The following is a 20138-nucleotide window of genomic DNA, read 5'->3' on the forward strand; positions in this document are numbered from 1 at the left end:
CCGGTCCTCTTGCGTGCGTGCTTCCGCGGAAAGGTGGCCGTCTGATTTAGCCCCCGACGGCGGTGGGCCAGTCCGCGGGACCGGGCCCGCCGGCTTTGTACTCTTCGAGCGGCACCGAATCCTTGGCCCAGGCCTGGATCACGGGCTCAATGATCCGCCAGCAGTCGACTGCGGTATCGCCGCGGACCGAGAGCAGCGGATCACCTGTGATGACGCCCTCCAGCACTTCTCCGTAGGGCAGCAGATCGGACGTGTTCAGTTCTGCATTGAGCGTCACGCGATCGAGGGAGAAGATGTTTCCGGGACCGTTGACGTCGACGTCGAGCTGCAAAGTGTCGGGACCAAAGCCGATGCGCAGCTGGTTCGGGGCGTCCACGCCCTCGAATCCGGTCGGCAGGTGCGGAACAGGCCGGAAGGTGACGATCGCCTCTTTCCGCGCCGAACCCAATGCCTTCCCGGAGCGGAGGAAGAAGGGGACGCCTTTCCAGCGCCAGTTGTCGATTCCCACTTCGACCTCTGCGAGCGTCTCGGTTTTCCGGTCAGGGTCCACGCCCGCTTCGGCGACATAGTCCGGGACGTCCCGGTCACCGATCCGGCCGGCTGTGTACCGCGCCCGTCGGGTGGACTTCTTGTAGGGTGCGTTGATGCTGCTCGCCCGCAGCACGGTTGAAATAGCGTCGCGGAGGTCGCGCTCGCCGATCGTGGATGGCGCATCGAGGGCCAAGAGGGCCATGACGTGCAGCAGATGGCTCTGGATCATGTCCTTGAGGGCGCCGGCCCCGTCGTAGTAGCGCGCACGCCCTTCGAGGGCGAGGTCTTCGTCGAAGATGATCTCCACCTTCTCGATGTGGTCCCGGTTCCACACCGGTTCCAGGAAGCTGTTGGCGAAGCGCAAGCCCAGGATGTTGAATACGGTGGCCTTGCCGAGGAAGTGGTCCACGCGGTGGATGCGGTCTTCGGGGACCAAAGCGGCGAGGGTCTTGTTGAGTTGCCGGGCGGATTCGGAGCTGGATCCGAAGGGCTTCTCCATCACCAGGCTCGTTCCGGGCGGAAGCTGCTTTGCGGTGAGGACCTCGCAGGCCTTCTGGCTGATGTGCGGAGGCAAAGCGAAATAGATGGCGATCGGTGCTTCAAGCCCGGCAAGGAGCGTCCCGAGCTCGCCGTCCGCCGTCACATCCACCTGATGGTATTCGGTACTTTCCTCCAGTGCGGCGATCGCCTTCTTGCCTTCGGCATTCGCTGCCTTGGCTGCGTCCTCGAAGGCGCCCCCCACCCGGTCTTTCCATTGTTGGGCCGTCCAGGGGTCGGATCCCGCCCCGACGAGCTTCAGGCCGTCCGCGCGGCCGCTTGCCACGAGCCTGGCAAGGCCCGGCAACAGCAATCGGCCCGTGAGATCTCCGGAGGCACCTAGGATGAGCAACGTTTTCACTGTCGTTTTGCTGGTCACTGTGCCAGCATGCCATCTTGCAGGCGCGTCTTGGTACCCTAGATAGTCGAGTCCCTCAGTTGAGTCAGATTTTTTGGGGCAGGAATCGTCAAGACATTGGTGTGTCGGAACGGCCGCCATTCGTAGACCATTGAAAGAAGTGCACGGCGCGTGTTCAATTCACTCTCTGACCGGTTGACAGCAACCTTCAAGAATCTCCGTGGCAAGGGCCGCCTCACCGCGGCCGACGTCGACGCCACCGTCCGGGAGATCCGGCGCGCCCTTTTGGACGCCGACGTTGCCGTTCCCGTGGTCCGCGAGTTCGCCGGCCGCATCCGTGAGCGTGCCCTGGGCGCCGAGGTTTCCGCAGCCCTGAACCCGAGCCAGCAGATCGTGAAGATCGTCAACGAGGAGCTCCAGGAGATCCTCGGCGGCGAGACCCGTCGTATCCGCTTGGCGAAGACCGGCCCCACCATCATCATGCTCGCCGGCCTGCAGGGTGCCGGTAAGACCACCCTCGCGGGCAAGCTTGCCAAATGGCTCAAGGCGCAAGGTCACAGCCCCGTGCTCGTTGCCGCCGACCTTCAGCGGCCGAACGCCGTGACGCAGCTCCAGATTGTCGGTGAACGCGCCGGCGTCCCCGTATTTGCCCCGCACCCCGGAACCACCTCGGACCTGGATGTTCCCACGGGCGACCCGGTCGCCGTCGCGCGCGCCGGCGTTGACGAAGCCCGCCAGAAGCTGCACGATATCGTGATCGTGGACACCGCGGGGCGCCTCGGTGTCGACGCCGAAATGATGGACCAGGCGCGCCGGATCCGCCAGGCCATCATCCCGAACGAAGTGCTGTTCGTGATCGACTCCATGATCGGCCAGGACGCGGTCAACACGGCCGTTGCCTTCGACGAGGGCGTCAACTTCACCGGCGTCGTGCTGTCGAAGCTCGACGGCGATGCCCGCGGCGGTGCCGCCCTCTCGGTCGCGTCCGTCACGGGCAAGCCGGTCATGTTCGCATCCACCGGCGAAGGCCTGGACGATTTCGAACTGTTCCACCCGGACCGCATGGCCTCCCGCATCCTCGACATGGGTGACGTCCTCACCCTCATCGAGCAGGCCGAGAAGAACTGGGACAAGGAAGAAGCGGCCCGGATGGCGAAGAAGTTCGCCGACCAGGAAGACTTCACCCTGGACGACTTCCTCGCCCAGATGCAGCAGATCCGCAACATGGGCTCCATGAAGAAGATGCTCATGATGATGCCGGGTGCGCAGAACATCCGCCAGCAGCTCGAGCAGTTCGACGAGCGCGAGATCGACCGCGTAGAGGCGATTGTCCGCTCCATGACTCCGCACGAGCGTCTGGCCCCGAAGATCATCAACGGATCCCGTCGTGCCCGCATCGCCCGCGGTTCGGGTGTCCACGTCTCGGAGGTCAACGGCCTCCTGGAGCGTTTCGCGCAGGCCCAGAAGATGATGAAGAAGCTGGCCCAGGGCGGTGGAATGCCCGGAATGCCCGGGATTCCCGGGATGCCCGGCCTCGGCGGCGGTTCCCGCAAGGCCAAGAAGAGTGCGCCGAAGAAGAAGGCCCGCTCCGGAAACCCCGCGAAGGCAGCCCAGGAACTGCGCGACGCCGAAAGCAAGCGGGCTAACTCCGTTCGCACCGGCGCGGCATTCGGCCAGCCTTCGGGAGACTTCGACCCGTCACAGTTGAACCTGCCCAAGGGCTTCGACAAGTTCCTCGGCGGCAAGTAGCCGTCCCGCGCCCCGCCGTCGGCTACCCTGCGGCGGGGACTGGCCGGGTTGTCGGTCCTCTGCCATAGGCTGGAAGAATGCAAAATCAGCGCGTCGTGTTTGTCCACGGAGCAGGCACCTTCGGCGCCGCCGCTTGGCCGAAGCAGCATGGCATGGCGCTTGCGTACGATGCGCTGTTCCTGAAACGCCATGGCTTTGACGCGCAGGCCGAGCCGTTGGAATCCGATGTTGCCGCCGACGTGGAGATCATCCTCGAGTGCCTCGGGGCCCGGGAGCTTGCGCCGGCCCCAGGCTCCGCCCGCGGAGGCCATGTGGTGGCACACTCGCAGGGCGCGATTTCAGCCATGCTGGCTGCTGTGGAGCGGCCGGACCTTGTACGGTCCCTCGTGCTGGTAGAACCGGCTTGTCTTTCCTTGACGGCTGAATTGCCCGCCACGGCGGCTTACCGGGCACTCATGGAACCCTTGTTCCGCGTCCGGCACGATCTCAGCGACGACGACTACCAACGCGAATTCGTCCGCAGGGCATTTTCTTCAGAGGCGGCTGTGCTCGACACCCCGGAAGCCCGTCGTACCGCTCGGCGCCTTCGCTTGCAGGCTCCGCCGTGGGAAGCGCCCCTGCACATCGTGCCGGGAGTCCCTACCCTCGTCCTGACCGGTGGTTGGGAACCCCTTTACGAAGAAATCGCCGGCTACTTGCAGGAAACCGGTGCCCTCCACCGCGTTGCGGCCGGAGGGCACCGGCCTCATGACTCGGTTGAAGGAGACCGGATCATCCGCTCCTTCATCGCGGATGTCAGCCGCGCCGGATCAGTACAAGCTTCCTGATCAGCTCAGGTTTCCCGGCGTCGCCCCGGGTTTTCCGGCGGGAACCCCGAGTTCGGGCAAGTAGACCTTGCCTCCGGAGGCCAGGAACTCCTCGCTCTTTTCGCGCATTCCGCTGTACATTTCCGCGATCGCCGCTTGGGAGTCCGCCGAGCCGTATTCGTCGCGGATGTCCTGGCTGATGCGCATGGAGCAGAATTTCGGCCCGCACATGGAGCAGAAGTGCGCTGTCTTCGCAGGCTCCGCCGGGAGCGTCTCGTCGTGGAAGGCTTCGGCCGTGACCGGGTCCAGCGATAGTGCGAACTGGTCACGCCAGCGGAACTCGAAGCGGGCCTTGGACAGCGCATCGTCGCGTTCGTGCGCGCCGGGATGCCCCTTGGCGAGATCCGCGGCGTGGGCTGCGATCTTGTAGGTGATCACACCGGTTTTGACGTCGTCCTTGTTGGGCAGGCCCAAGTGTTCCTTCGGAGTGACGTAGCAGAGCATCGCGGTTCCGTACCGTGCGATCTCCGTGGCGCCAATCGCGGAAGTGATGTGGTCGTAGCCCGGCGCAACGTCGGTGACGAGGGGGCCCAGGGTGTAGAACGGGGCGCCCTTGCACAGTTCCTGCTGGCGTTCCACGTTCTCCCGCACCAAATGGAACGGAATGTGGCCCGGGCCTTCGACCATGACCTGCACATCGTATTCCCAGGCGCGTTGGGTCAGCTCGGCCAGCGTGTCGAGCTCGGCGAACTGGGCGGCGTCGTTGGCGTCCGCCGTCGCGCCCGGGCGAAGTCCATCGCCGAGCGAGAACGCGACGTCGTACTTGGCGAAGATCTCGCAGAGCTCGTCGAAGTGGGTGTAGAGGAAGTTCTCCTTGTGGTGGGCAAGGCACCAGCCGGCCATGATGGAGCCGCCGCGGGAAACGATGCCCGTCACCCTATTTGCGGTCAGCGGCACGTACCGCAGCAGCACGCCGGCGTGGATGGTCATGTAGTCCACGCCTTGCTCGCACTGTTCGATGACGGTGTCGCGGAAGATTTCCCAGGTGAGCTTGTTGGCTTCGCCGTTGACCTTCTCCAAGGCCTGATAGATGGGTACGGTGCCGATCGGCACGGGGGAGTTGCGGATGATCCATTCGCGGGTGGTGTGGATATCGTCGCCCGTGGACAGGTCCATGACGGTGTCGGCGCCCCATTGCGTGGCCCACTGCAGCTTGTCTACTTCCTCGGCGATTGAACTGGTGACGGCCGAGTTGCCAATGTTGGCGTTGATCTTCACCAGAAACGCCTTGCCGATGATCATCGGCTCGGATTCGGGGTGGTTGATGTTGTTGGGGATGATGGCGCGGCCAGCGGCGACTTCGCTGCGGACGAGTTCAACATCGCAGTTCTCGCGAAGTGCCACGAACTGCATTTCCGGGGTCACGATGCCCTGCTTGGCGTAATGCATCTGGGTCACCGTCCTACCCTCGACGGCGCGGCGGGGCACCGGCTGTGCCCCCTTCCACTCCGCGGACGCGGCGCCGCGGCGCACCGCCGACTTGCCGTCGTCGAGCAGGTTCCGTTCGCGGCCACTGTAGGCCTCAGTGTCGCCGCGGGCTGCGATCCACTCGCTGCGGAACGGTTCGAGGCCCACTACGGGATCACTCCCTGGTCCGGCGGTCCGGTACACCTGGAAAGGGGCGTTGGCCTTGCCGTTGGGGGACGGTTCGAGGGCGATTTCAGTCACCGGAACTCGGATTCCCGTTTCGGCATCCTCCAGGAACGCGAGGGAATGGGACTTGAGTGACTGGGTCACCGCTTGGTCCGATCCGTTTTGGGCGGTTTCATTTTGGGCAGGGCTCAGCTGTGTTTCTTGGGTGCTCAATTGAATACTCACTTCCTTCGCCGGCATTACCCGGACAGGTTCGACGGTCGCAGGCAGCGTCAGCCTGATCTCAGCCCTTGCGAGGGCCCCCGTGTGGTCGTAGACGAAGCTACCACAGCCGTCAGTGCTGATGACAGATGTGACCGGGACGGCACCGACGGCGGGGTCTAGGGTGGAATCATGGCGGAAATTATCGAATTCAGCGGCACCGTCCTCACGGGTCCGGGCGAGGAACTGCGCGGCCTCTGGGCGGTCGACGGACGGCTGACTTTCCTGCGGCCGGCGGCCGCGCCGGACGCCGTCCTGGACGGCTGGGTGTTGCCCGGGCTGGTCGACGCGCATTGCCACGTCGGCTTGGGCAAGGGCGGTGCCGTCGATGAGGAGACTGCCCGCCTGCAGGCGGCGGCGGACCGGAACGCCGGGACTCTTTTGATCCGCGACGCCGGATCCGCGAGCGATACGCGCTGGCTGCAGCGCCGGGAGGATATGCCGAGGATTATCCGGGCGGGCAGGCACATAGCGAGGGTGCGCCGGTACCTTCCCGGGCTCGCCGAAGAGGTCGAGCCGCAGGACCTGGTGGAGGCGGTCCGTAAGCAGGCGCGGTCTGGAGACGGCTGGGTCAAGATCGTGGGGGATTGGATCGACCGCTCCGCCGGGGACCTCGGCCCCTCCTTTCCGGCCGCCGTCGTCAAGGACGCCGTCGCTGCGGCGCACGACGAGGGTGCACGGGTGACTGCCCATTGCTTCGCCGAGGGGACAATCGGTGACATGCTCGACGCCGGCATCGACTGCATCGAGCACGCCACCGGATTGTTGCCGCACCACATTCCCCGGTTGCTGGACCAGGACGTGCCGATTGTCCCCACGCTCATCAACATTGCGACCTTCCCGGACATTGCCAAGCAGGCAGAACGCAAGTTTCCGCGCTACGCCGCCCATATGACCGCGTTATGGGAGCGCCGGCATGAACGGGTCCTTGAGGCGTTTGAAGCGGGGGTGCGGGTGTACGCGGGAACGGACGCCGGAACCGTCATCAAACATGGCCGGATCGGCGAGGAGGTTCTGGAACTGCATCGGGCGGGCCTTCCGGCGGCCTCCGCCCTCGATGCCGCCTGCTGGTCCGCCCGCGAGTGGCTGGGTGCCGACGGCATCAGCGAAGGCGCCAGTGCCGACGTCGTTCTCTATGCAGCGGATCCCCGTGCGTCACTTGAGACCGTGTTGCGGCCGCAATGCACTGTTTTGAGGGGACACCTTTCCAGAATCGCCGGGCATTAGGAATAAATTGAAGCTTCAAGTAATTTAGATATGTAGAGGTTGCCGAAAGGCGGCGCCACAACGAGCCGGGGAGTTTCACATGACCACCACATCCAGCCAGGATCTCCTTCCTGCCGAACTCACCATGGGCACTGTCATGCTCAAAGTGGGGGACATGAAGCTCATGGGCGACTACTACCAGCGGGCGTTGGGACTGGACGTCGTCGCCGAACAGGACGGCGGGCTCTACTTCGGCCGGCTGGGCAAGCCGTTGGTGCACCTCGCCCCCGCCTCCGGGCTCCAGATCCCGGGCCGCGGCGAGGCCGGACTCTTCCACACCGCGTTGCTCTTCGAAGACCAATCCTCGCTCGCTGCAACCGTTGCCTCGGCCGCGCAGTACGAACCCCACGCCTTCGTCGGCAGTGCCGACCACTTAGTCAGCGAAGCCTTCTACTTCACCGACCCGGAGGGCAACGGGATCGAGCTCTACTACGACAAGCCGCGCGCCGGATGGGAGTGGAACGGCAGTTCGGTCGTCATGGACAGCCTGCCGCTCCCGCCGCAGCGCTACCTCCAGCAGTACCTGAGCGAAGCTGCCGTGACGGGACAGCATGAGGCGGGCGCCGGCGTCGGGCACGTCCACCTCCAGGTAGGCGACGTGCGGACCGCGCACGATTTCTACGTCGATACCCTGGGCTTCGAGCAGACCGCCGGCTGGCACGGGCAGGCCCTCTTCGTTTCCGCGGGCGGCTACCACCACCACATGGCCATGAACGTCTGGAACAGCCGCGGTGCGGGTCCGCGCAAGGACACCCTCGGCCTCGGCGAGGTGGTCATCGAAGTGCCGTCAGGAGACGACGTCGGCGCGCTCGCCGACCGCCTCAAGGTTGCCGGTATCGCATCCCACCACACCGGCCAGGAGTTGCGTTTCGAGGATCCTTGGCGCAACCGGCTGCGCGTCGCCGTCCGCTAGCGTCTGACTTTCGCAAGTTAGCGTCTAACTTGCTCCCCAACTTCGCTTCGCTCAGCCGGGGACCCCTCGCAAGTTAGACTTAGCGCTGACGGCGTGGCGCGTACTTTGCTGCTTCGCCGCCGCCCCGTTGGCACGAACGAATGAGAGTACTTTCCATGGGCTTTGCTGAAATCTTTGTTGCCACCCACGATGAAGCACTCAAGAGGGCCGCTGCCCTGGAGAAGGGCAGTGACGTATCCGGCGCCGCGGTACGGATCCCCGGGATCAGCGATTTCGAAGTAGAACAACTTGGCGACCTCGCAGGCACGGCCGTGCACGCGGGCGGCGCCGACTATGAGCTTGCCTTGGTGGACGTCACCAGCGACGCCTTGCTGGGCGTACCCGAAGCCATGGTGCGTGCCTTGTCTGAGCTCCTGAGCTATGAGACCGAAGGGGAGGGAAACATCCTCGACGACGTCGCCGAACGTTGGGCCGCCCAAGAGGATATGCCTTTCGATGCCCAGCAAGCCCGCCAGTACGTCCAGCAGTTGGCGGCCCTCGCGAGCGACGTCGAAAAGGCTGAGCGGGGCGGCCTCTACGTCTGGTCTGCCGAGCAGTAACCCCGCAGGAAACCGCCGCGCGGGCCGCGTGTTCGAATTACTGTCCGCCATCTGGCACAATGGACAGGTACTCGATCCGCGCGGCCCCTCTCTCCGTGCGTGCATCCTGTCCTTGGAACCCTCAAGTATGGCCCGCCCCACGGGTGCAGAACGCGGGGTTCAACCCCGTTTCAGAAACAGGAGTGACCACAAAAGTGGCCGTAAAGATTCGCCTTAAGCGCTTCGGTAAGATGCGCGCACCGTACTACCGCATCGTTGTCATGGACTCCCGCGCCAAGCGCGATGGCCGTGCGATCGAAGAAATCGGCAAGTACCACCCCACCGAGGAGCCCTCGTACATCGAGGTAGTCTCCGAGCGTGCACAGTACTGGCTGTCCGTCGGCGCGCAGCCGACCGAGCAGGTTGCCGCGATCCTCAAGATCACCGGTGACTGGCAGAAGTTCAAGGGTCTCCCGGGCCAGGAAGGCACGCTGAAGACCAAGGTCGAGAAGCCTGCTTTCGTTGCACCGGAGAAGGGTTCCGTCATCATTCCGGAAGCCATCACCAAGAAGGCCAAGCAGTCGGAAGCAACCGAAGCTGACGCTGAAGCAGAGACCACCGAGGCTGAGTAAGTTGCTGGCAGAAGCGCTCGAGCACTTGGTCCGTGGGATCGTTGACAGCCCTGAGGACGTCAAGGTCAGTGCCAAGAACAACCGCCGCGGGGAATCCCTCGAGGTGCGCGTTCACCAGGACGACCTCGGACGGGTGATCGGCCGCCAGGGTCGCACCGCACGTGCTTTGCGCACTGTGATTGCGGCATTGGCGGGCGGCGAGCAGGTCCGGGTCGACGTCGTCGACACCGACCGTCGCCGGTAAACGCGCTCAGCAATACTTGTCTTAGATCCGGCCCCTTCACCAGATTATGGTGGAGGGGCCGGATTGTTTTACGAGCAAACCCAGCCTTGGGCCCCGAGACCGGCCCCAGGGAAGAAATCAGAGGAACCCCATGCAGCTCCAGGTTGCCCGAATCGGCAAGCCACACGGAATCCGCGGCGAAGTCACTGTCCAGGTGCTCACCGATGCCCCCGGCGATCGCTTCGTCCCGGGCACCGAATTCGTGGTCGAACCCGCGAAGGCCGGTCCGTTGACAATCAGCAGCGCTCGGTGGAACAAAGACATCCTGTTGCTCGGTTTCGAAGAGATCTCCACGCGCAACCAGGCGGAGGAAATCCGGGGCGCGAAGCTGTTCATCGAGACCGAAGAGCTGGAGGAGGACGACGACGAAGGCTGGTACGAGCACGAGCTCGTGGGCCTTGAGGTCCGCGTCGGCTCGCAGACCGTTGGCAAGGTGACCGCGCTGAACACCATGCCCGTCCAGGACCTGCTGGTCATTGAAGACGCGCAAGGCGCGGAAATCCTGGTGCCCTTCGTGGAAGAGATCGTGCCTGAGATCAACCTCGAGGACGGGTACGTGGTGCTCACGCCTCCGCCCGGGCTCTTCGAACTGAACACCGACGCGTCCGGTTCCGACGCGGAAGAGGACGACGCTGAGACCAAGGATGACGCCTAGATGCGCATTGATGTCGTCAGCATCTTTCCCGAGTACCTGGCGCCACTGGAGCTTTCGCTCATAGGCAAAGCCCGTCAGGACGGACTCTTGGAGCTCAACGTCCATGACCTGAGGACCTTCACCACGGACAAGCACCGCACGGTGGACGACACCCCGTATGGCGGCGGCGCCGGCATGGTCATGAAGCCCGAACCCTGGGCCCAGGCCTTGGAGTCCATTGCCGCAGCCGGGGGCGCCGACACTGAGGGCGGATCGCATGGACCAACGAAGAAGCCGGTCCTGATTGTTCCGTCGCCCGCGGGGGAGCGCTTCAACCAGGCGCTCGCTTGCGAACTCGCCGAGGAAGAGCAGCTTGTCTTCGCGTGCGGCCGTTACGAAGGCATTGACGAGCGCGTCATGGAATGGGCGGCAGGGCATTTCACCGTCCGTCCGCTCAGCTTGGGCGACTACGTCCTCAATGGCGGCGAGGTCGCAGTCCTGGCCATGGTCGAGGCCATCGGACGCTTACTCCCGGGTGTCGTCGGCAATCCCGAATCCCTGGTGGAGGAATCCCACTCGGACGGCCTGCTTGAGTACCCGGTCTACACGAAGCCCTCATCATGGCGCGATCGTGAGGTGCCCGCGGTCCTTTTGAGCGGCAACCACGGCAAGATCGCCCAGTGGCGCCGCCACGAACAGTTCCGGCGCACGGCCGAACGCCGCCCTGACCTCCTCGAAGAGTTCGACGCCGGAAACCTGTCACGCGCGGACCGCGCGGCTTTTGGGGAACTCGGGTACGACGTCGTAGATGGCCGGTTGCGGCGCCGCCCGGACGGCGGGCTCCCGGACTGAGCCGGCCGCCGTCGGGCACTGCATCGGCCGTCCTGCCGCAAAAATCGGGCCGGTTTCGCGGGATTCGCCGGAATTCGCGGGGTGTGGCAGAATTAACCCTTGTGTCTACTGGGTTCGCGCCTGCCACAGGGGGAGCGTTACCAACAGCCTGACACCCCGGAGCCGCCAATCAGTGGCGGTCCGGATCTGAAAATCTTCGGCGGTAATTTCCGGCCGGCCTCGCGCCCCGGGCTTGCCCGCCGTGACCCAAAGTGGATGACCTGTGGCGTTCACCAGGAGTGGATCAATGCATATCCTCGATAGCGTAGATGCAGCTTCGCTGCGCAACGATGTTCCCGAGTTCCGCGCGGGTGACACCATCAAGGTTCACGTGAACATCATCGAAGGCAAGAACACCCGTGTCCAGGTCTTCCAGGGCTTCGTCATGGGCCGCCAGGGTGACGGCGTTCGCGAAACCTTCACGGTCCGCAAGGTCTCATTCGGTGTCGGCGTAGAGCGTACCTTCCCGGTTCACTCCCCGATCATCGAGAAGATCGAGGTCGTCACCAAGGGTGACGTCCGCCGCGCCAAGCTTTACTACATGCGCGCCCTGCGTGGTAAGGCCGCGAAGATCAAGGAAAAGCGCGACTTCGCCGCCGGCAAGTAGTTCTTTCGAGCAACAGCGGGTCCTGGATTCGTGTCCGGCCTGCGCCGGAGAGATCCGCAACGCAACAGGAAACGAATCATGGACCATGCAGAACGCCAGCCCCGTAAGAGGGGCTGGCGTTTTGTTTTGCTCGCGCTTTTCCTGGCCGTAGCCATCAGCGGGCTTGTCCGGTCCTTATGGCTGGATGTCTACTTCATCCCGTCCGAGTCCATGGAACCGGTCCTGGGCACGGGGGACCGCATCCTGGTGTCCCGGACCGATTTCAGCGCAGAACCTATTCGCCATGGCGACATCGTGGTCTTCGACGGGAGGGGAACCTTCGCTCCGCTGAGCAGCGGCAAGGGACCGCTTGCCGACGCCATTGCCGCCGGTGGCCATTGGCTGGGCCTGACGGGAAGTGACACGACATACGTCAAGCGTGTCATCGGGCTTCCCGGAGACCACGTCACGTGTTGTGGCACCGACGGAAAACTCACAGTCAACGGTCAGCCGCTTGAGGAACCCTATCTGTATCCGGGCGACACGCCGAGTGAACAGAAATTCGACGTCATCGTTCCGAATGACCGATTGTGGCTCATGGGGGACCATCGCTCACGCTCGGCCGACTCGCGCGGCCTTCTGGGTGCGCCCGGCGGAGGGATGGTGCCGCTGGAACGTGTCATAGGGCGTCCGGTCCGGATTATCTGGCCGCTTGATAGATTTGCAGAACTGCCTCGCCCTGCGAAGGCCGCTACAACCTCGAAGAACGGACAATAGATGCCCGACACAACTCCCGGCACGCCGGAACGGCACGACGGCGACGCCCGGCCCCTGGACGGACCGTCCGCTCCCGCCATGGATCTTGGCGCCGGTGACGGCGAGGCGTCCCAGGGGAGCGCGGCTGGCTCGACGGCGGCCCGACCGGAGCACGAGTCGCCGCGCCGCGCCGCCCGGCAGGGTTCGGGGGTGGAATCGGGCGAAAGCGGTCGGACCGAAGCTGCCGCTAAAACCCACGGCAGTCCTTTCCTCGGCTGGCTCAGGGAAATCGGCACGGTGGTGGTCATCGCCATCGTCTTGTCCTTCCTCATCAAGACTTTCCTGTTCCGTGCGTTCTTCATTCCCTCGGAGTCGATGGTCAACACCCTTGACGTCGACGACCGGATCTTCGTGAACCTCCTGGTCCCGAAACCTTTCGCTCTGGAGCGCGGCGACATCGTGGTCTTCAAAGACACGAAGGGATGGCTGCCGCCCACGGCGAAGACCACGGCCGGACCCTTCAAATGGTTCCAGGATGGACTGGTCTTCGTCGGGCTGCTTCCGGACGACACCAACCAGCACCTCGTCAAGCGCGTGATCGGGCTGCCTGGCGACAGGGTTTCCTGCTGCGACAGTTCCGCGCGGGTCAGCGTCAACGGCACGGTCCTCAATGAGAATTACATCAATCCTGCGCAGGTTCCCACCGCCAAGTCTTTCGATGTAGTGGTCCCTGCTGGGAAAATTTGGGTTATGGGTGACAACCGCAATAACTCGGCCGACTCCCGCGAGCACCAGTCCGTCAATGGTGGTTTTATCGACATTTCCGATGTCGAAGGAAAAGCCACGGTTATTGCGTGGCCCATCAACCGTTGGCGGATCCTCGACAACCACTCCGAGGTCTTCCGCAACGTTCCTGCGCCGTCGCCCCAGAACACTGCTTCACCCACGGCTCCAGCGGGCAAATGATGGTTCCGGCAGGAGCAGGAGCGGCTACGCCGGTTCGAACGCAGCGGAAGACCGCAGCGCGGGCGAAGTACGCTCCTGAGGTCCCCACCCTGGACATCGAAAAGGGTTTCCTCGCTCCAGGGGTCACGCTCCTGGCCGGTGTCGATGAAGTAGGCCGCGGCGCCCTAGCGGGACCGGTGTCGGTGGGAATCGCCGTCGTCGACCTCAGGGACCACGGTTTGATCGCCGATGTCCGCGACAGCAAGCTCCTCAAGCCGGAAGACCGCGAGCGGTTGGAGCCGCTGGTACGTGAATGGGCAGTGGGGTCGGCGGTGGGCCACGCAAGTTCGGCGGAGATCGATGCGTTGGGAATCATCGGCGCCTTACGGCTGGCGGGGACGCGTGCCTGGTTCGAGATCCTCGCGTCTGGCATACAACCGGACCTGGTCCTCCTTGATGGGAGCCATAACTGGCTCTCGCCGCAGGACCAAGGTTCCTTGTTCGACGTCGAGACGTCTGTGCCCGCGTGCGAGGCGCCGGTGCACACCAGGGTGAAGGCGGACATGAGCTGCCTCAGCGTGGCGGCCGCCAGCGTGCTTGCCAAGGTGGCCAGGGACCGCATCATGGTGGGGCTGCATGACGAATACCCGGCTTTCGGCTGGAACGAGAACAAGGGCTATGCCACGTCCTTCCACCGCGAAGCCCTCCGTCTGTCCGGTCCGACGCCTTACCACCGGACAAGCTGGAACCTGCTGTAGCATCCGCTTTCGTTGCCCGCTTACGCCGGCCGCTTACTGCTGTGGCGGCGTGGGCGCCCTCCATGGTGCAAGATGGATCTATGAGTGCCGAGGATCTTGAGAACTACGAAACCGACATGGAGCTGCAGCTCTACCGCGAATACCGCGACGTCGTTGGTTTGTTCAGCTACGTTGTCGAGACCGAACGCCGGTTCTATCTGGCGAACCACGTTGACTTGCAGGCCCGCAGCGCCGACGGTGAGGTTTACTTCGACCTGACCCTCCAGGATGCCTGGGTTTGGGACGTCTACCGTTCGGCCCGATTCGTGAAGAACGTCCGGGTCATTACGTTCAAGGACGTCAACGTCGAAGAGCTGCCCCGCAGCGAGGAGCTCTCCTTGCCGAAGGACGGCGACCTGGGAGATCTCGGCAACCTGGGCAACTAGGAACTGGGCAACTAGGACCCGCGACCTCTTTTCCTCCACATAGGCTCTTTGGCGGAGTTTCCCACATAGCGCAGCTGGCCTCTGACTTTGGGTTCCCGCCACCTCCAGGCTGGTACTGGAGGTGGCCATGAAAGCCAAAGACTTGCTGGGCCGGCACGGCGAAAAGCTGGCCGCCGGGTTTCTCGAAACCCAGGGAATGCGGATTATGGACCGCAACTGGAGATGTCCCCAGGGCGAAATCGACATCGTGGCGCTCGACGGCGACACGTTGGTGATCGCCGAGGTGAAGACCCGGAGGAACCTCGAATACGGGCATCCGTTTGAAGCCATTGGAGCTGCCAAGCTCGCGCGGCTCCACCGGCTGGCTTTGTCGTGGTGCCGTGATCACGAGGTGCGCGCCGCGCGCCGTCGCGTGGACGTGGTGGGTGTCATCGACGACGGGGTGGGGGAGCCGCAGCTCGAGCACCTCAGGGGTGTGGGCTAGTGGGCGTGGGCCGGAGCTACTCCATCGCTTTGCTGGGCTTGAACGGCTACATCGTTGAGGTCGAAGCGGACATCGGCCAGACACTCCCAAGTTTCGTGCTCCTGGGGCTGCCGGATGCTTCCCTGAACGAGGCAAAGGAGCGCATCCGTTCTGCGGCGCAGAATTCGGGCATCCCGCTGAGCCGTCGAAAAATCACCGCGAACCTGATTCCTGCTTCGCTGCCGAAGCGAGGTTCAGGGTTCGACCTCGCGATCACCATGGCAGTATTACGCGCTGCTGGTGATATCCGTTCCACTGAAGGCACGGTCTTTATCTCCGAATTGGGCCTGGATGGCAGGTTGAGGCCGGTCCGTGGGATTTTGCCAGCGGTCATGGCCGCGGTCCAAGCGGGCCATCCGGAGATTGTGGTCGCCCAGGCAAATGCCGCCGAGGCGGAGTTGGTTCCGGGCGCGGTGGTCCGCGGCTACAAAACCTTGGCCCGCCTCGCCTTCGATTTCGGGGCAAACCCGCAGGACCTGGCCTTGGATTATGAACCGGCCGACGGTGACGTTGCCGGAGATCAGGACGTCGGGGCCGCGGTTGCTCCGGATCTTTGTGATGTTTCGGGACAGGGCGATGCCCGGCGCGCCTTGGAGGTAGCGGCGGCCGGGGCGCATCATGTGTTGCTTTGCGGTCCTCCCGGTGCGGGCAAGACCATGCTTGCCGAACGGCTCCCGGGGCTGCTGCCGGATCTGGGGGACCGGGAAGCCATGGAAGTCACGGCAATCCATTCGCTGTCGGCAGTCCATGTTGACTCGGTGCAGCTTTTGCGCCGGCCGCCCTTTGAGAATCCGCACCACAGCGCCACGGCCGCCGCAATCATCGGTGGTGGTTCCGGTCTGCCGCGTCCCGGGGCGGCATCACGGGCGCACCGCGGCGTCCTATTCCTTGACGAGGCGCCCGAGTACGAACGCCGTGTCCTGGATGCCCTGCGGCAACCACTCGAAAGCGGTGAATTGGTCATCCACCGTTCGGCGGGGACTGCCGCTTATCCGGCCCGGTTCCAGCTGGTCCTTGCGGCGAATCCGTGCCCTTGCGGGAAAGCCACGGGCAGAGGAGTCGACTGCACCTGCACCCCGGTGATGCGGCGCCGCTACTTCGGGCGCATGTCCGGGCCGCTGCTGGACAGGGTGGATATCCAACTGCAAGTGGAACGTGTATCCCTCGCGGACTTTGGGCAGTCCGGCACCGAGGAAGACACCGCTACCGTCGCCGGGAGGGTCCAGGCCGCCCGGGCGCGGCAACTCGAACGCCTTGGGAGTTTAGGAATGGAAACCAATTCGCAGGTTCCCGGGCGCGTACTGCGCGGCGAGCTGCGCCTCCCTTCTGCGACCACCAAAATCCTGGACACCTCGTTGGAGCGCGGAATCCTCACGGCGCGCGGCTATGACAGAGTCTTGCGCTTACCCAGGATGCTAGACTAGCAGATGTGAAAGCCTTTGTGTACCTCCGAATTTCCCAGGACCGAACCGACGAACGCTCAGCGGTGGATCGGCAGGGCGAGGACTGCCTCAAATTGGCATCAGACCGGGGATGGGAAGTTGTGGCAACTGAGGTGGACAACGACCTGAGTGCCGCTGGCAAGAAGCGCCGAAAGGGATTCGAGGCCATGCTGACGGCGGTTGAGTCCGGGCAGGTTGGCGTAGTGCTCGCGTGGGCGCTCGACAGGCTGCAACGCAACCGGCGCGATGAACTGAGGCTCTACGAGCTTTGCCAGCGAAAGAATGTTGTACTGGCCTTCGTGAAGGGTCCGGAACTCGACTTTTCTACCGCTGCGGGACGTTTGGTTGCAGACCAGTTAGGGTCCGTGGCGAGGTTCGAGATTGAGCAGAAGTCAGAGAGGCAGGTGCGTGCAGCGGAACAGGCGGCGAAGCAGGGGCGCTGGGTTGGTGGCCGTCGCCCGTTCGGCTATGAACCTGACGGGCTGACGGTTCGGCCCGCTGAGGCTGCGGCCATTCAGGCTGCCTACGATTCGGTCCTCTACGGTGCCTCGCTGCGGGAGGTCGCCAGGACGTGGAATAGCCAGGGGTTCACGACCGGACAGCGGAGATACAAGGCGGGACATGAAGGTGAACCATCACTATGGCGCGCAGATTCCGTCAGGGTTGTTCTCCTGAATCCCCGAAATATCGCCAAGCGCGTCTACAAGGGCGAGATAGTGGCAGATGCCAAATGGCCGGCCATCGTTTCGGAGGAACGATTCGCTGCTGTCACGGCCGTGCTGAAGAATCCGGCGAGAGTGTCCGGCAAGGCTGGCGGACGCTATCTGTTGTCCGGGCTGGCCCGCTGCGGCGTCTGTGGTGCTCCTGTTCACGCAGGTGGCGCTTCTCGTCGGGGTGTGCGCGCATACCGCTGTTCGGCGTCAATGGGGCATTTCGCACGCCGTGCAGAGCCCGTTGAAGAGTACGTGGAGTCGGTTGTCGTGGGTATCTTGTCCCGCCCGGACGCTGCACGGCTGATGCAGGATGACAACCGTCCTGACGCGGAAGAGTTGCGGGCGCAAGCGGTGGGGCTGCGGGAGCAGCTCGACGCGGACGCGGTGGACCTCGCGAACGACCGGATGAGCAGAAGCCAGTTCCATGCGGTGACGGCGCAGAGACGGGCAAAGCTCGCCACGATTGAGTCCATGCTGGCCGACGCTGGCCGACTGGACGTTCTGGGGCCGCTGTTGGCGGCTGAGGATGTGCGGGCAGCGTGGGAGTCGCTTAGCGTGTCCCGCCAGCGGGCCGTGCTCCATATCCTCATGCGGATTGTCATTCATCCGCCTGGAAGAGGCGTCCGCAAATTCGATTCTTCAACCGTCGAACTCATCCCTAAAAGGAGAGATGATGCAGGACGACATTGAGATGAAATTCATCTGCACTGATAAAAGGGGCCACACTTCGCGCGAGCTCTACACAATCACCCTTACACCGGATCGCGGTCAAGGGTCGAACCTGGTGGAGAACGCCATGGAACGCCTGAAAATACGCGGTATCCGGCCCGCAAAGCGCGGGGGATGGGTGCCTGGTGGTAGTGACCCCATTGTGATACTTCCATCCGGAGAGTTGGCCCCGACTATCCCGATGAAGTGTCCAACCTGCCCCCGTAAAAGAGACTTGCCATACGTGGATGTGGTTTTCATCATGGAGAAGCTGCACGCGGACGGAGTGTCCAAAGTCGATTTGTCCTACCTACCTGATAAGCTACGTAGGTAGCTAGGAGACGAACGTTTCCTAAGAGTTATCGCGGGTCGTGAACTGCTTCAAGCAAACACGGGCAAGTCGGGTCTCCAGCCCGAGCAGTAGTTATGCCCGGAGGTTCACCCTCAAATGTCCGCGATTTCCAAGCCCGTCGCCGCAGCACGCGGCCGTGTAGCCGCACTTTCCCGCTCGCGTCCGGATGATGATCCGGAATTCATTGCAGCACGGCAGAACCTAAAAGCGCTCTCGCTTGAAGAGCAGATCCAGCGCACCGTTAATAGCTGGCCCGAGTTGACCACCGATCAAATGGCGCGGTTGTCCGGGCTATTCCGTTCTGCGCGCGGTGATGCAGCATGAAAAACACAACGCGCCCAGCTGGGGGGCCGGGCGCGTTGCTAGGTCTTGGGGGTGACCCAACTGTTGACTATGCCATTAATCCGGCTCCGACGCCAGAGCAACACGCCGGAATGCCGGCCGTGGAGCGCCCGCATTTGCCTAACGGACGCTCCACCAGACAATTGTCGCACGAGGCACTGACCGTCGCCCGGAACTTGCCGCCCGCCGCCATTTGGGCTGAGGTCCAGGCGTTCGCCGCTACATGCGGGTACGTCGTCTGTGGCAAGTGCCGCGAGTGCGGTTCACCCATCAGCGGAGCCGAATCACTCCACTCCGGCTTGGGCCGCGTCTGCCGACGCTGGGCACGCAAAGCCGCGCGGGAGCAGGTGACACGATGACTTGGCCGAAGTTCTCTGATGATTACGGAGACGACTGCTGGGGCCTGACCGACGCCGCTTTCCGGCTCCATACGGAGGCTCTCGTTTGGAACGGCCGCAAGCTGCTGGACTGCCGGATACCTAAGGAGGATCTGCCAAGATTCAGCAAGCGCCCAGAGGCTGCAGGTGAGCTTGTTGAAAAGGGCTGGTGGACCGACTTTGGCTCCTATTACGAGATCCTCCACCACGCGCAATACCAGCCGACCGCCGAGCAGGTTATGAGGCGTCAAGCCATTAGCCGGAAGAACGGGAGCAACGGCGGGCGTCCGAAAAAGAACCGGGAGACGTGGGCACGGCCAGAAACCCAGTCGGGAACCCAAGACGAAACCCAACAGAAAACCCAGCAGAAAACCAACATGGGTTTTGAAGGTGGAAACGACGATCAGGCCACCGAAACCAAAAACCCCGGAATTTCGGGGAGGAAAAACCCAGCTGGGAACCCATCTGGCAACCCAGAGGGACTGGAAGCCTTTAACAGAAGTAGTTCCTCGGTCGGTTCTGTGAATCCCGAGGTTGAGAGGCAGTGGGGAATGACAGACGTAAGTCCTAATCGACCGCTGGTGGAAGGGGACCCCTGCTCGAGTCCCGGCTGCAATGGACGGTTGAGTCAGGGGCAGGCAACTAAAGGTTCGGCAATCTGTCTGGACTGCGAGTGGAACGCAAGCAAGTCGCGAGTTCCAGAAACCGTGTGATCTTCCAAGGAAAGGAAATTACTTCATGATCACCACACCAGCAGACCGAGGCGGGTCTGAACCCATTGCACTTCCAGCCGACGACTACCGGCGAGTGATCGCGCTGGCACGCGCATTGTGCACGGCCGACGTTGACGGCTTCGTGGCACTTCAGCCCACCGAGCCAGGGCAAGCACACTCCATGATGCTCGCGGCCGTTTCGGTCATCGCCGCGTTGGCCAGTGATGACCGGCTCAACGGGGCCGAGACCGAGCTAGCACGGGTCCTTGCCGCCACGTTGAAGCTTGAAGCAGGGAACACACCATGACCCCGCACATCACGGTGCACGGACTCGACCTTGGGGGAGATTTCCGCGAACACTGCGGACCGAGAGGCTTCCCGTTTTTTGAGGCAGGGCGAACGGACG

At 63.5% G+C, this 20138-nt stretch carries 22 protein-coding genes and 1 riboswitch; of the genes, 20 read left to right on the top strand and 2 right to left on the bottom strand.

From position 1 onward, the window contains the following. Positions 1–46 precede the first annotated feature (46 nt). Positions 47–1447 carry a glucose-6-phosphate dehydrogenase gene (locus L0B83_RS09335; RefSeq protein ID WP_234758127.1) on the bottom strand — a complete coding sequence of 467 codons (1401 nt, stop codon included), beginning with the start codon at positions 1445–1447 and terminating at the stop codon, positions 47–49. Between the two features lie 150 nt (positions 1448–1597). On the opposite strand from L0B83_RS09335, the gene ffh reads away from it, so the two are divergent. Continuing rightward, a complete protein-coding gene (gene ffh, locus L0B83_RS09340; protein ID WP_234758128.1) occupies positions 1598–3175 on the top strand; it encodes a signal recognition particle protein in 1578 nt (525 codons plus the stop codon). Between the two features lie 77 nt (positions 3176–3252). Next, positions 3253–4002: an alpha/beta fold hydrolase gene (locus L0B83_RS09345; RefSeq protein WP_234758129.1), complete on the top strand. Its 750-nt coding sequence runs from the start codon at positions 3253–3255 to the stop codon at positions 4000–4002. Here L0B83_RS09345 and thiC read toward each other — a convergent pair whose 3' ends face one another. After that, the gene (gene thiC, locus L0B83_RS09350) at positions 4003–5847 is read right to left on the bottom strand and encodes a phosphomethylpyrimidine synthase ThiC (protein WP_268820749.1); all 1845 of its coding nucleotides are present in this window, start codon (positions 5845–5847) and stop codon (positions 4003–4005) included. It lies immediately after the preceding gene. Next, positions 5843–5950: riboswitch (TPP riboswitch) on the bottom strand. It overlaps the preceding gene by 5 nt. Positions 5951–6027: 77 nt before the next feature. Here thiC and L0B83_RS09355 point away from each other — a divergent pair. The 18 genes from L0B83_RS09355 to L0B83_RS09440 all read left to right on the top strand — a co-directional run bounded on the left by L0B83_RS09355 (position 6028) and on the right by L0B83_RS09440 (position 20039). Further along, entirely contained in the window at positions 6028–7122 is a 1095-nt protein-coding gene (locus tag L0B83_RS09355) for an amidohydrolase family protein (RefSeq protein WP_234758130.1), read from the top strand. Positions 7123–7201: 79 nt separating this feature from the next. Continuing rightward, entirely contained in the window at positions 7202–8074 is an 873-nt protein-coding gene (locus L0B83_RS09360; RefSeq protein ID WP_234758131.1) for a VOC family protein, read from the top strand. Between the two features lie 155 nt (positions 8075–8229). Next, on the top strand, positions 8230–8673 hold the full coding sequence (locus tag L0B83_RS09365) for a hypothetical protein (RefSeq protein ID WP_234758132.1): 444 nt from the start codon (positions 8230–8232) through the stop codon (positions 8671–8673). A 194-nt stretch (positions 8674–8867) separates the two neighbouring features. Then, on the top strand, positions 8868–9284 hold the full coding sequence (rpsP, locus tag L0B83_RS09370; RefSeq protein WP_234758133.1) for a 30S ribosomal protein S16: 417 nt from the start codon (positions 8868–8870) through the stop codon (positions 9282–9284). A gap of 1 nt (position 9285) precedes the next feature. Beyond that, positions 9286–9528, top strand: coding sequence for an RNA-binding protein (locus L0B83_RS09375; protein ID WP_028267532.1), 243 nt, complete (start codon positions 9286–9288; stop codon positions 9526–9528). A gap of 130 nt (positions 9529–9658) precedes the next feature. Further along, entirely contained in the window at positions 9659–10222 is a 564-nt protein-coding gene (gene rimM / locus L0B83_RS09380) for a ribosome maturation factor RimM (RefSeq protein ID WP_234758134.1), read from the top strand. Continuing rightward, entirely contained in the window at positions 10223–11053 is an 831-nt protein-coding gene (trmD, locus tag L0B83_RS09385; protein WP_234758135.1) for a tRNA (guanosine(37)-N1)-methyltransferase TrmD, read from the top strand. It abuts the gene before it with no gap. A gap of 286 nt (positions 11054–11339) precedes the next feature. Next, positions 11340–11699 (top strand): 50S ribosomal protein L19, encoded by a 360-nt coding sequence (gene rplS / locus L0B83_RS09390; protein ID WP_234758136.1) that lies wholly within the window; start codon positions 11340–11342, stop codon positions 11697–11699. 78 nt (positions 11700–11777) lie between these two features. Then, a complete protein-coding gene (gene lepB, locus L0B83_RS09395; RefSeq protein WP_234758137.1) occupies positions 11778–12455 on the top strand; it encodes a signal peptidase I in 678 nt (225 codons plus the stop codon). Further along, entirely contained in the window at positions 12456–13400 is a 945-nt protein-coding gene (gene lepB / locus L0B83_RS09400) for a signal peptidase I (RefSeq protein WP_234758138.1), read from the top strand. Further along, positions 13400–14137, top strand: coding sequence for a ribonuclease HII (gene rnhB / locus L0B83_RS09405; RefSeq protein ID WP_372461181.1), 738 nt, complete (start codon positions 13400–13402; stop codon positions 14135–14137). Before lepB (L0B83_RS09400) ends, rnhB begins: the two co-directional genes overlap by 1 nt. Before the next feature lie 80 nt (positions 14138–14217). Next, entirely contained in the window at positions 14218–14562 is a 345-nt protein-coding gene (locus L0B83_RS09410; RefSeq protein WP_059387678.1) for a DUF2469 domain-containing protein, read from the top strand. Positions 14563–14689: 127 nt separating this feature from the next. Then, positions 14690–15046 carry a YraN family protein gene (locus tag L0B83_RS09415; RefSeq protein WP_234758140.1) on the top strand — a complete coding sequence of 119 codons (357 nt, stop codon included), beginning with the start codon at positions 14690–14692 and terminating at the stop codon, positions 15044–15046. Continuing rightward, a complete protein-coding gene (locus L0B83_RS09420; protein WP_234758141.1) occupies positions 15046–16509 on the top strand; it encodes a YifB family Mg chelatase-like AAA ATPase in 1464 nt (487 codons plus the stop codon). Before L0B83_RS09415 ends, L0B83_RS09420 begins: the two co-directional genes overlap by 1 nt. 5 nt (positions 16510–16514) lie before the next feature. After that, a complete protein-coding gene (locus L0B83_RS19890; protein WP_234758142.1) occupies positions 16515–17930 on the top strand; it encodes a recombinase family protein in 1416 nt (471 codons plus the stop codon). 466 nt (positions 17931–18396) lie between these two features. Next, complete coding sequence (locus L0B83_RS09430; protein WP_234758143.1) at positions 18397–18624, top strand: hypothetical protein; 228 nt, start codon at positions 18397–18399, stop codon at positions 18622–18624. A gap of 373 nt (positions 18625–18997) precedes the next feature. After that, positions 18998–19732, top strand: coding sequence for a hypothetical protein (locus L0B83_RS09435; protein WP_234758144.1), 735 nt, complete (start codon positions 18998–19000; stop codon positions 19730–19732). Between the two features lie 25 nt (positions 19733–19757). Continuing rightward, a complete protein-coding gene (locus tag L0B83_RS09440) occupies positions 19758–20039 on the top strand; it encodes a hypothetical protein (protein ID WP_234758145.1) in 282 nt (93 codons plus the stop codon). Positions 20040–20138 lie beyond the last annotated feature (99 nt).

The organism is Arthrobacter alkaliphilus (genome assembly GCF_021483235.1).
Classification (GTDB): Bacteria; Actinomycetota; Actinomycetes; order Actinomycetales; family Micrococcaceae; genus Arthrobacter; species Arthrobacter alkaliphilus.